This window comes from Leucobacter chromiireducens subsp. chromiireducens, from assembly GCF_016758255.1.
Lineage (GTDB): Bacteria > Actinomycetota > Actinomycetes > Actinomycetales > Microbacteriaceae > Leucobacter > Leucobacter chromiireducens.
Genome location: NZ_QYAD01000001.1, coordinates 1,169,004 through 1,181,046 on the forward strand (window position 1 = coordinate 1,169,004; position 12,043 = coordinate 1,181,046).

Genomic DNA, 12,043 nt, shown 5'->3' on the forward strand with positions numbered 1-12,043 from the left:
GCCTGCCGGGGAGTGCAAGATCGCGGATGAATGCCGTGTGGCCGGTGAGCGTCGCTCACAGAGCGAGGACGGCGGCGAAGATTTCGTCGTCCCGTGCGGGCGGAGGGGCTTCTGCGAAACGGGCTGCCAGGCGGCCAGGGGCTGCAGCGCAGCAAGCGGCGCGCGTCGTGCCACAGAAAACTGCCGAGAAAAGGCGGAAGGCCCTGATCTGGATTTCTCCTGATCAGGGCCTTCCTCACGGTTGCGGGGGCAGGATTTGAACCTACGACCTCCGGGTTACGCGCGTTCTATTTGAGCGAGCGGGTTGGGTGGTCGAGTTTGCGCTGTAAACGAGCCGATCTTGGGGGTACTGGATCATCCCAAGGCCTACCGGGGTGTACCAGAAAGTACCGCCGCATGGCGGTACTTTTGGCGGTACTCTCAGGCGCGCCTCAGACGCGCTGGATCAGCCGATCCGCGGCGTCGAGCAGCGGGTCTACGTTGCGGAGGTCGGTGTAGTGCTTGAGATTGATCTCTTCATCGTGCCCGAAGTACGTGGCGCGGATCTCTGCGGGTACTCCCTCGGCGCGCAGCAGCGTGTTGAGGGTGTAGCGCCAGGCGTGCGAGCGCCCCCACTTGGTCGCGAGCACGGGGATACCCAGAGCCTCGGCGAGCTCGTCGTAGATCACCCGGCTCGCCTTGTTAGCGTTGTCGCGATCCCAGGGCTCGCTCGGGTCACTCGGGGAGCCGATCACAAGCTGGCTGGCCGGGGCCTCCTGTCGCCGGGCCAGAATGCGCTCGGCGGCTCGGGGGTCAAAGAGCGGCACCCAGCGCTTCAGGGGCTTCGCGACCGTCGAGCCCTTGCCCCACAGCTCGGCGATAACCCGGCCGTCGGCGCGGGCATCGAGTCGACCCCAGGTCAGGCCCTTGTTCGGGTGAACGACCTCGACCTGGCGCGCGCCGGTGGATACCTGGAACAGGGCGAGGTCTACGGCGTTTCGGCGCTTTGCGATCGCGTCGGCATGGCTCCAGCGGCCCCGGCGCGGCTTGGGGGTGGCCTCGGGGTCGATGGCGAGCAGGTAATCGACGCAGGCGAGCCACTGCTCGCGCGAGAGGGCTACGCGCTCGCCCTGCTCGTCGTCGCGCTGGCGCCGCATGCTCTCGAGGTCGATTGCCATGCCCGCGATGGGGTTGGCCTCGATCACCTCGTCGCGGATGAGCTGCTGGGCGAGGTACTTGCCGAGGACGGTGCGGGCCTGCCGCGCGCTCTCCTGGCCGTGCAGGGCGGCGATCTCCTGCAAGTTCGCCTCGATGGTGCGGAAGCGCATGCCGGACGCGATGGAGTGCCCTGCGAAGCTCTGGGCGTGCTTCTCGCCGGGGTGGCCCTCGCAGTCGTGGCGGTGCAGGCCCGCCTCGTCGCAGTCGGCGGCGTGGCCCTCGGCGGCGTAGCGGCAGCCGAGCAGCTGGCCGACGGCGAGCATGTAGCGGCTGCGGGTGTTCTCGTTGGGTGTCTTGGCGACCAGGGGCAGGGTCACCTCCTCGACGTAGTCGCGCAGTGAGGCGGAGGGCTTCCAGCTGCCGCGGTTCCCGCCGGTACGCAGCAGTTCGTTTGCCCTGGTCAGTGCGGCTTTTCTGGCTGCGGTCTTCGTCGGGCCCTGGCCGTAGAGGTCCTTGAGGAGGCGTCCGTCGCGGAGTTTCACGCTGAAGCGATGCCGGTAGGCCTTGCGGGCCTCGACCCACTTCGGCTCGTTGCGGTCGACGGTGTGCTCGCCGGGGTTGAGTGCTGTGTTCTTCGCCATGCTTCAACGGTACTTTATGTAACGGTTCAAATCAAGTGGGAAGGGGTGCGCTGTGCAAGATTTGGAAGGGTGTGGTAGGCTCGGATCATAACCTCGACGCGAGCCTTGGAAACTGGGAGAGCGTGGCCGAATCCCCGGCGTAAACGAGATACCTGGGCCGTCGCGGGATTGGACGGCGAGCAGGGGTTTCCCTGCTCTGGGCCGGTGCAACGGAGCCGGGCTACTAGCTAGACGCTCAGAGGCGAAGGTCGCCGAGCCGGGTCCCGTTAGCTCTCGGTGATACGCACTCTGGCGGGGTGCGTGTTCCCGAAGGAGCGCACCGTGGCTACGAAGGCCCGCAAGAAGACGACCCAGAAGCAGAAGAAAACCGCCGCGCCCAAGGCCGCCGAGCCGCGACCCCGGCGGCTGAATGGGCCTGCGACGGCGCGATACATCGGCTGGGCGCCGCAGACGTTGGTCAACAAAAGGCACCGCGTGCGCCACGGCCTGCTGCCCGAGGATGCGGTGCCGCCAGTCCACGAGAGTGACGGAGCGAGCAGCTACTACCTGCTGGACGCTGTTGACGCCTGGCTGGACGCGCGAGGGGCGCGGAGCTAGGGCGGCGGGCCGGGAGGCTGGCGGCGATGCGCTGCGAGGGGCTGGTACGCGTGTCTGCATACCCTCGTTTCGGCATGCATACCCTCGTTTCCGCGGTGCATACCCTCGTTTCCGAAAAAAGGAGGGTATGCACTCGGGGTGCAGATCGGCATGATTCCGCGGTTCTCGGTGCGTGGTGCATACCCTCGTTTCGCTGCGACAAATCAAGTCAGACGTGCCTGGGCGCGTGTAAAGCCCAGGTCAGAGCACAGAACGGAAGGGTGCATACCCTCGTTTCGGGCTCAGATATTTCCATCGGTCGGCGCGGCCGGTGCGAGACGTGCTCGGAATGGGCACAAAACGAGGAAACCCCCGGTGTCCGCCGGGGGTTTCAGAGAGGACTGGTTCGGAGCCATGTCTACCCACAAGTCTACCAAGAAGAAGCGCAAGCCGCCGCCTTACAAGCCTGGGAATCGGGCCTGGTCAGTGGTCGGTCACGACCTGACCGAGGAGCACATCCGCGAGTTCGTCGGGGGCCGCAAGCCTCACGTCAAGGCGGTCGGCATCGTGCATGACCGCGACCCCGGCAGCCGCGAGCACGGGCACGTCTTCTTCTTCGACCCGAAGACGAAGCGGAGCGCCGAGGCGGTGCAGCGCATGCTTCCTGTGCCGGTGATCGTGAAGCCGTTCATCTACCACCCCGACGAGCCGGGGCCGATGAAGGGCAAGCACGCTCCGGCGCGAGGGGCGCGCTACTGCACGCACGAGCACCCCGAGCAGCAGGCGAAGGGCAAAGCGCTGTACGGCGACGACGAGGTGATCGCGAGCCCTGGCTGGGACTGGCGCGCCGACGTGGATGCGCTGAACGCCTACGAGGGGATCGACCCGGCGAAGGCGGCCAAGCAGACGCTAGTGGATCGGCTGACGGACCGCATCCTCGACGGCGAGCTGACGGCGCGCGACGTCCGCCGGATGCACTCGAAGACGTACAAGGATAGGGGGCCTGCGTTCTGGGAAGGCTACGAGAAGCGCGCCGAGCAGTGGCGGGCCGACGACCGAGAGGTCGAGGAGCGGCAGCAGCGGGAAGCGCAGCAGGTCGAGGAATCGCGGCTCTATGCCGAGCAGCAGGAAGCCGCGCAGAAGGCCCGTGAGGAGGCCGAGAAGCGCGAGGCCGAGGCCGAGGCTCAGAGAGCCGCGGAAGAGGCGCAGAGGGCCGCACAGGAGGCGCGGGAGGCCGAGGAGGCGGCGGCGCGCCGGGAGGACGAGCGGCGCGAGCACGAGGAGCGCCTGGCGACCGATCCCGAGTACCGCGCCGAGCACGAGCGGCAGCTCGCGCGGGAGAAGGCGGAGGCGCGGGCGGCGCACGAGGAGGCGGAGGCTTCGCGCAAGGCGCAGAAGCGAGACCTCAAGCTCTGGCACCTCAAGGATCGCGGTCACTTGAAGTTCTGGGAAGAGTGGTGCGCGCTCGAAGAAGCGCAGGAGCTGCGCGTGGCGCGCCTCGAAGAGCGCGCCACGGAGCGAGCCGCCTGGCACGAGGCGAACGGCTGCGAGGTGGGCTGCGTGAACGACGCCGAGCACGAGCCGGGCGACGAGGAGGGGCAGTGCTTCGACGGCGACATCGCCGGGGACGACGACCCCGTGATGAGGGCGATGCTCGACCGCAGCAACGAGGTAGAGGAGGCCGCCGACGGCGGGCGGTTCTTCGTCAATCGCGCCACCCTCGACGGGCTCGACCGGAAGGCGGCGGCGATGCTCGCGCGCTACGAGAAGAAGCACACCCGCGGCAGCCGCCGCGGGTGACGAAGACCTCGCCCGCCGCGACCGCGGCGGGCGCACAGCAGCGGGCACGACCCGCACTACATCAGGAGGTGGCCAGAATGGCCGACAACATCGATATGGGCTCTCTCTTCAAGGGCGGTTCCGCTCCTTCGAGCCCGACCCCCACGCACGGCGCCGAGAGCAGGCCGCAGCCTGCCCCGAGCATCCCTGCCGAGGCGAAGGCGGCGCCCGCTGCCAAGCCCGCTGCGAGTGCTTCGCAGGAGCGCAGGGCCGCGCGCGCGGTGTCGAGCACGACGAAGCTCGTGGAGGACGCCGAGCGGCTCCTCGTGCAGCGCAAGCAGCGCCTCGCTGCCGAGCGCCGCGCAGGCCTGGCGGAGGTCTTCGAGAAGCGCGGCGAGGAGCTGCCGACGACCGCTGCGATCAAGAAGCAGCGCGAGCGCATCGAGAAGCTGCGCCAGCAGCTCGACGACGCCCAGCACAAGCTCGTCGCCGACGAGGTTGCAGCGGCAGTCAAGGTGCTCCGCAAGGAGCACGGCGACGCCGACGGCATGGACGTCGAAGCGCTCATCGAGCACTTCGGCGGAGCTGCCGCCAGCGCGTGACGGAGCATCCGTCATGGGCTGCCACAGCGTGATTCCGACACATCGGAAACGCGCTGCTCTGGGCTCGGGCGAAGCGTCCGAGACCGGGGGTTGGGGCCCCACGGAGCGAAGCGCAGTGGGGAGGGGCGGAGCCCCTGCACCCCCGACGGAGGAGGGGCGAGTTCTGTTCTGTGGGGCGCGAAGCGGCCTACAGAACAGATGCTCGCCAAGGTTAGGGCCCAACCTCGGAGGCGGAACGCCGGAGAGGTAGGGCCCTAACCGACGACAGGCAGCTGAGGAGCTGCGAAGGAGGAGATGGAGATGGCGAAGCCAACGACAGCGACGAGGGAGCGGCTGCTGCCTGGAGTTCGCGTCCGGCTCGCAGAGTCGGACGCTGAGGCGGTGGCTACCGTCGCAGCGAGTCTGGGCACGACCCAGAGCGCGGCGATCCGCCTCATGCTCCGGCGGTACGACGGAGCAGCAGCGAGCGTGCGTGCAGCACGTGATCTGCACGCGGTGCGCGACGAGCTGGACTCGGCGCGTGACGCGGTGAACGCGACTGGGTTGGCGATCCAGCGGGTCGGCAACAACGCGAACCAGATCGCGCGCGCAGTCAACGGCGGCGATCCGCTCGACGTGGCCGCTGTCGAGCGGCTGACCCAGCGGCTCGAAGCGCTCCAGGCGCAGCACGCCGAGACGGCCCGGGCGCTCACTGCTTGGGTTGACGCCGACCTGCGGGCGGGGGTGCAGTAATGGCTACACTCGGCATCAGCTTTACCGACTCCGCGGGGAGGATCGGGAACTACCTCACCGGCGGTCAGGCGCACGACGGGTCGGGCGAGCGCCGGTACGTCCTCGCGAGCGGCATCGGAACAACGCCGGAGACGTTCGCCCGCGATGCTGCGATAACCCGCGCAGCGCACGGCAAACAGGGCGCCAAGCGGCAGGCGGCGTCGCTCTACCTGAGCTTCACGGCGGAGGAGCTTGACCCCGACGACCCCGAGGCAGCAGAGAAGGCGCTCGCCTACGGCCTGAGCTTCACCGAGGCGGCATTTCCCGGGCACCAGAGCATCGCCGTAGTTCAGAAAGACGGCGCCTCTGGACTTTGGCATGTGCACGGTGCCGTCATCGCGCAATCGCACCGAGAGGCAGTGTTCGAGTACGTCCCGGCGAAGACCGGCAAACCGGTGCGCCAGGAGCGCTCGGCGGGCCGCGCGATCACTGCCGAGATGTCGAACGTCTACCGGCTTCGTGCGCTCAATGACCAGATGATCGAGCAGGCCTTCGGCTACTCGAACAAGGAGCTGGTCGAGGGCCGCAGGCGCGCGGCGAACGTGACCGCGTTCGACCTCCGCAAGCGCGAGCGCGGCGAGTACAACTGGCGCGACGACCTGCGTGAGCGCATCGACCTCTCAGCGGCTCAGGGCGGCACGGTGACGGACTTTCAGGCTCGGCTCGCTGCCGAGGGCGTGGCGGTGCGTGAACGTGGCCAGGAGGGCGCGCTGAGCTATGCCTTTACCGACGCCGACGGCAAGAAGCGCAACGCTCGTGCCAAGGGCAAGATGGGCCTCGGCGAGGCCTACGGCCGCGAGGGCATCGAGCTGAGCCTCGGACGGGCACGCGCTGCTCGTGGCAAGGCGGCGAAGCCGGTGCGGCAGCCTGTGCCTGTGGGCGCCGATCCGATGCCGCGCTTCGAGACGTTGCTCGCGGAGCAGCGGGCCAGCATGCCGCCCGCTCGCGTCGAGCCGGCACCTGCGCCGGTGACGGGCCGGACAGGAGCGCTCGCGGCAGTCGAGGAGTTCATGGCCGAGTTCGAGCCCGCGGCGGAGCAGCCCCAGACCCCGCAGGGGGCCGTGGAGGAGCCGCAGGAGGGCGCCGGGGCCGCGGAGACCGTAGAGCGCGCGCAGGAGGCCGCGCAGGAGCCTGAGGTGTCGGACTTCCTCGCCGAGGTAGAGGAGGCCGCGGAGGGGCTGCGGGAGGCTACGCCTGCGCCGACTCCGGTCGAGCCCTCTAAGCCGGTGCTCGCGAGCCGGGCCGAGGGCCTGCTGGCCGCTGACGCAGAGCTGCGCAAGGGCCGCGTGGAGCAGGGGCAGTTCGGTGAGTGAGCAGAGCAGAAAGCCCCGCAGCGCATCTGCGCTGCGGGGCTCCGGGTCGGGCGCGCAGCGCCTAGTCGGCGATCCAGTCGCCGTTCGTGTCGGTCTCGTAGTTGCGGACCTCCGCGTCGAAGATGTAGATGTCGCCGTTCTTCGTCGAGGTCATGTAGGCAGTGGCGAAGGGATGCTCCTCGTCGTCGCTGGTCCGGACGTGGAACCAGGCGCTCTCGTAGGGGCTAGCGTCGAGCGGGTCGGCGGCGCAGTCCCAGACCATCGTCAGGGTCTCGAGGTCTGCCGAGTAGTAGGAGCCGTCCTCGGGGTCGGCGCTGTCGAGCTCGTCGATCGGCTTCGCGTCGGCGCCGAACATGCTCTGCCCGTCGGTGCGGCCCAGCTGGCCTTCCTGGTCCTGGCGCAGCGCCTCGAGGGCCTCCTCGAACCGGCTGTCGTACCATTCCATCTTCGTCGCGACGCCGCCCTCGACGTTCTGCTTGATGCCGCTGCTCTCCTCGAGTCTGAGGATTGCCTCGGTCTCCTGCTCTACGAGCCACTCGCGCTGCTCGTCGGCGTTGGTGACGCCGTCGCCCTGGAACTTGCCGTATTGCCCCCAAGCCTGGATCGCGGCCTCGTCGCGCAGCTCGTCCTCGCTCATGCCTGCGCCACCTGCGACGGCTTCGACCCCCTGCGGGAAGTCGTACGCGACGTCCACGGCGCACATGCTCGCCGAGTCGAGTTCGCGAGCGGTCGCGCTGACCGGGACTGCGGTGAGGTTCTCGAGCTCCGGCGCGATGGCGACGAGCTCGTCGGGGAGGACGAACTCGATGGTCTGCGCGGGGCCGTGGCTCGCGCGCGACCAGTCGAAGGCGTCGTCCAGTGCGGGGTTGCCGCCCGTGCCGCCGGGGCTGGGTGCGCCGCCTCCGGAGCAGGCTGCGAGGGTCGCGGTGAGCGCGAGCGCTGCGAGCAGCGCGGGGGCAGTGCGGGCGAGGCGGGGCATCATTGGGGGCTCCTGTCGGTCAGCGGGCATAAATACCGCTCGCCAGCCTACCGCAATAGCAACTCATCCGTTGCTGGTCAGAGGCGCATTCCTGTACTCGGCTTGAGTGGTGACTCAAGAATCGACCCCGCTGCGCATCGTCTTCGGTGCCCGCGTCCGCGAGCATCGGCTGGCCCTCGAACTTACTCAGGAAGCGCTGGCCGAGCGGCTGGGCGTCTCGGTGCAGTATCTGGGCCGAGTCGAGCGCGGAGAGAACCTGACCTTCGATTCTGCCGACCGGTTCGCGGCGATGCTCGGCCTCGACGCCCTCGATCTGCTTCTTCGACCCTGACCCCCTGCCCGGAGGGGCAAGCTGGCCCCCGGCCCGCCCGAAGGGCGGTGCATACCGCAGCCTACCTAGAGAAGAGCCTGGCGGTACTTGTGGCGGTACTTCGGCGGAATCGGGGCGAAATGGGGAAAGCGAAAGGCCCCTGATCTGGTGAAGAACACCTGATCAGGGGCCAATCTCATCGTTGCGGGGGCAGGATTTGAACCTACGACCTCCGGGTTATGAGCCCGGCGAGCTACCGAACTGCTCCACCCCGCGGCACATGTATTACTTTAGCACGGCCCCTCCACGAGCACGAATCGAGGCCCGTTTTCGCTTGTGGACGGCGTGTCGCACCGAGTCGCGAAGTGCCCGAAGATCGCTGAACGGCGCATGAACATGCGCCGAACGCCCATACGGGCGCTGACGAAGGGAGCGCGATGAGACTGCGGCGAAACCGGGGAATTCCTGGCACATGGGGGTGGCGGGCTGGGCGTCCCGCTCGTGACGGCCCACCCCAAAACTCGAGGAGGCCCGGCATCGTGACCCGAGCAGCGCACCTGGTGCTCCTCGGTGTGCTGTTGGGCGGTGGCCTCGTCGCAACGGCGGATGCCCCGGCACGCGCCCTGCCTCGCGGCGAAACCATGACCTTTCCGGGGGGCCTCGTCATTTCGAACTATGTGATGCCGAACGGGAAGCGCGCGTACTGTATCGAGATTCAGTTTGGTGAGCCGACCGGCAACCTCCTCGCGGGCACTCAGACGGGGTCGCTTCCGGGGCGTACGGGGCAGCTGCATGCCTGGAGTGATCCGCACGGAATGCGTCAGCTGAACTATCTCATTGATACGCGCGGCCAGACACGAGATCCCTGGCAGGCGGCCGCCGTGCAGATCACGGTGTGGCGCATGCGTGAGAACTTTCGCGCGGGCAATCCCTATCTCAACTCCCGAATTGCGATTCTCAATCGTTCTGCGGAGGGGCGGCGGCTGATCGCGTTCTCGGATGCGCTGTACCAGGAAGCAAAGACACGGGCAGTTCGGCCCGTGCCTGCTACGCCGGTGACCGGCAAACTCTCGTTGACGCAGGTGCCGGACGCCAAGAGTCGCCAGATGCGAGTGAGCTACCCCGCAGGCACGACCGAACTCTCTGTGACCGGCGGGCGGTTTGAACGCACAGGAGACGCGCGATTGGCGGTGAGTGGTGGCGCCGGAACTCAGGTTATCGCCGTGAGTACGGGGGCTGAGCGAGTCGAGGTCGCTGGGCGGTGGGCCAAGAACGGCATGCGCGGCTGGGAGTCGCGGCTCACGGTGCACGATACGCGCACGGCGGCGGGGGCGAGCGCGCAGCGGATCGCGGTTGCCGTCGGCGCCTCAGCCGTTCCGCAGCTCAGCGGTCGGCTTGCCGCGGTATCGGCGACGCCACCGCCACCGCCCGCACCGCCCCGAGTCAGCTCGCGCGCGCAACCGGCGGCAGAGATTGGTGGCGTGATGCGCGATGAGCTGCATGTTTCGGCCGTGCCCGGAACTCGCGCAGAGATGTGGCCCGGCGCGGAAGGCGAGTTCACGGCTTATCTCTTTCCGGAGGCGGGGGAGCCGAAGTATGACACGAACTGGGAAGTGATTCGCGAGACCGAGACGACACCTCAATCTCGGCCCGACGAGGACGCAGACGGAGGCAAGGCGGGGAACCTCAGTGGGGGAAGCGAGGGCGCTCCCGATACCCCGCCGGAACGCTTGACCGATAGGCCTCGGCTCTCAGCGGTGCCTGAACAGGTGGAACGAACCCCGCAGGATGACCAAGATCCGGGACCGGACGACGGTCGGAGTGATGATGCGTTGTGGGACGGAGACGGCGAGGCACCCGGTGCGACGGTGAACGAGGACGAGGTGGCACCCGGTACGACAGTGAACGGGGACGCCGCAGGAGTAACGGGAACGATGCTGCCGCCGCGATCACCCGCCCCAGTGCTCTGGACGGCGGAAGAGATTGCGGCGATGTCGCCGAAGGAACGGTGCGTGGCGCAGCCGGTCGCGCGCCAGGCTGGAATCCCGATCACCGGTCTCGGCGTCTTCCGTAGCCGGGATATCCCCGTGAAGTCCTCGGGTACGGTGCACTGGGTGGAGCGAGTCATGGTTGCAGGAAAACCAGTGCACACCGGCACCTGCGGGGTAGCGAACGAGACCACGCAGATCTCGCGCCCGGGTGTCGTCACGAAAGCGCAGGAGCGGGCGCGAGTGGGCGAAGCCATCAGTGACACCGCAGTCGTGAGTGGAAAGCTCGCGGCCGGTGCCCGCTACAGTCTGCTCTTCGATGCCTACCGTGAGGCGTATGGCCCAGACGGGACCCCACAGTGCGTGCCTGAGCAGCGCATCTTCCGTTCCCCGCGCGTGCCCGTCACAGCGGCCGGGGAGGTGCAGTCGCCCGCATTTCCGGTCAGGTGGGCGCACGGGCAGCGTATCTGGTGGGTGGAATCGCTGTTTCTCGACAGCCTCGATCGATCGCAGCTGATTCATGCGGGTGCGTGCGGGCTGCCCAACGAGACCACCACGATCGACCGCCCAACCCTGACCACGCACGCCCCCGAGCGCGTTGCGGTGGGAGACCGGATCAGCGACACGGCGGAAATCAGCGAAGGCGCGGGCGTTGGAGCTGACACAAGATGGGAGGTGACCTTTGCCGGCTATCGGGGCACCGCTGCCGAAGCCGCGACGAAGCCGCAGTCAGCGGAAGGAGCGAGCACCGAGGCGCCCAGTTGCGGCCCCGAAAATCTGCTCTTTGAGACCGGCCCGACCGCGGTAGACGGTGCGGGGACGTATGTGTCGCGTCCGGTCGAGGTGCAACCCGACTGGGCAGGGACGATCTGGTGGGTCGCGACGCTGTGGCTGAACGAGAGCGGCGAACGTATCCCTGTGGAGCGTGGCGTCTGCGGCGACCTCACCGAGAGCACGCAGGTCCTGCCGCCAGCGCTCACCACGCACGCATCGAGCATTGCGGCAATCGGTGAACAGCTCAGCGACGTTGCCGAAGTGTCTGGTGAACTCTCCACGAGGCCCGGCCTTGTGCACGAAGTGGTGTTCGAGGGCTACCGTGGCAGCTCGGCGCAGACGGGAACCGCGGAAGCCACCTGCACCGCTGAAAACCGAGTGTTCACGACCCCCGCGACCCTCATAGCGCAGCCCGGGAGCGTGCGTGCACCGCAGCTCACCGCGCTGCCCGAGTACGGAGATACCGTTTGGTGGGTCGCCGTGCTGACGCAACGTGCGGACAGCGCACCAGCTGGGACCGGCACGGAGCTCGCCCGCGGCGTGTGCGGCGACCCGGACGAGACCACCACGATCCTGCGGCCGAGCGTGCGCACCGAAGCGATGGGCGCCGTGGCGATCGGAGAGGAGGTGTACGACACCGCGATTGTGGAGGGGCGCCTTGCAGAACGCGACGGGATCGAGTTCCGTGTGCGATTCACCGCGTACGCAGCAGAGCCCGACGGCAGCCTGAATTGCACACCCGAGCGCGAAATCCCGGAGTACTCAGACCCAGACGGGGTGATCGTCACCGGACCAGGCACCTACGAGTCACGCCGCGTTCCCGCGCGTGCCGATCGCACCGGAGTCGGTGGGTTCGTCGAGACGCTCGTGATGACGGAGGGTGGTCAGGAAACTGTCGTCCACCAGGGGACGTGCGGCGCCCCAGGCGAGTTCTTTACCGTGCAGGCCGCGGAAGCCGAACACCCACCGACGCCCGAGCCACTCAGCCGTACCGGGGGAGACACGCTTCCCCTGCTCGCCGTCGCCGGACTGCTGCTCTCTGCTGCGCTCGCCGCAGCGGTCCTGCGAATCGCTCGCTCGCACCGGGCACGAAACACGGAACTCGGTATCGAACGACGCTAATCTGCAGGTCACATGCAGTTCGTCCTAATCGAATTCATAGCTTTCGGGGCC

9 protein-coding genes and 1 tRNA gene are annotated in these 12,043 nt (G+C 68.1%); 7 read left to right on the plus strand and 3 right to left on the minus strand.

From position 1 onward, the window contains the following. Positions 1 to 431 precede the first annotated feature (431 nt). A complete protein-coding gene (locus tag D3226_RS05475) occupies positions 432 to 1,778 on the minus strand; it encodes a hypothetical protein (protein WP_202381335.1) in 1,347 nt (448 codons plus the stop codon). Positions 1,779 to 2,099: 321 nt separating this feature from the next. Here D3226_RS05475 and D3226_RS05480 point away from each other — a divergent pair, with 321 nt between their 5' ends. From D3226_RS05480 to D3226_RS05500, 5 genes are all read left to right on the plus strand, one after another. Further along, positions 2,100 to 2,375, plus strand: coding sequence for a hypothetical protein (locus D3226_RS05480; protein WP_202381336.1), 276 nt, complete (start codon positions 2,100 to 2,102; stop codon positions 2,373 to 2,375). A gap of 393 nt (positions 2,376 to 2,768) precedes the next feature. Then, complete coding sequence (locus tag D3226_RS05485) at positions 2,769 to 4,154, plus strand: hypothetical protein (protein WP_202381337.1); 1,386 nt, start codon at positions 2,769 to 2,771, stop codon at positions 4,152 to 4,154. A 77-nt stretch (positions 4,155 to 4,231) separates the two neighbouring features. Next, the gene (locus tag D3226_RS05490; protein ID WP_202381338.1) at positions 4,232 to 4,735 is read left to right on the plus strand and encodes a hypothetical protein; all 504 of its coding nucleotides are present in this window, start codon (positions 4,232 to 4,234) and stop codon (positions 4,733 to 4,735) included. A gap of 300 nt (positions 4,736 to 5,035) precedes the next feature. Continuing rightward, positions 5,036 to 5,467, plus strand: coding sequence for a plasmid mobilization relaxosome protein MobC (gene mobC, locus D3226_RS05495; RefSeq protein ID WP_202381339.1), 432 nt, complete (start codon positions 5,036 to 5,038; stop codon positions 5,465 to 5,467). Further along, positions 5,467 to 6,819: a relaxase family protein gene (locus D3226_RS05500; RefSeq protein WP_202381340.1), complete on the plus strand. Its 1,353-nt coding sequence runs from the start codon at positions 5,467 to 5,469 to the stop codon at positions 6,817 to 6,819. Before mobC ends, D3226_RS05500 begins: the two co-directional genes overlap by 1 nt. Before the next feature lie 61 nt (positions 6,820 to 6,880). Here D3226_RS05500 and D3226_RS05505 read toward each other — a convergent pair whose 3' ends face one another. Beyond that, positions 6,881 to 7,801 (minus strand): hypothetical protein, encoded by a 921-nt coding sequence (locus D3226_RS05505; protein ID WP_202381341.1) that lies wholly within the window; start codon positions 7,799 to 7,801, stop codon positions 6,881 to 6,883. A 106-nt stretch (positions 7,802 to 7,907) separates the two neighbouring features. On the opposite strand from D3226_RS05505, the gene D3226_RS05510 reads away from it, so the two are divergent. Further along, positions 7,908 to 8,129: a helix-turn-helix domain-containing protein gene (locus D3226_RS05510; protein WP_202381342.1), complete on the plus strand. Its 222-nt coding sequence runs from the start codon at positions 7,908 to 7,910 to the stop codon at positions 8,127 to 8,129. Positions 8,130 to 8,310: 181 nt separating this feature from the next. On the opposite strand, the gene D3226_RS05515 is transcribed toward D3226_RS05510, so the two are convergent. Next, positions 8,311 to 8,384, minus strand: a tRNA-Met gene (locus tag D3226_RS05515). Positions 8,385 to 8,647: 263 nt separating this feature from the next. Here D3226_RS05515 and D3226_RS05520 point away from each other — a divergent pair. Further along, a complete protein-coding gene (locus D3226_RS05520; RefSeq protein ID WP_202381343.1) occupies positions 8,648 to 11,992 on the plus strand; it encodes a hypothetical protein in 3,345 nt (1,114 codons plus the stop codon). Positions 11,993 to 12,043: the final 51 nt, after the last annotated feature.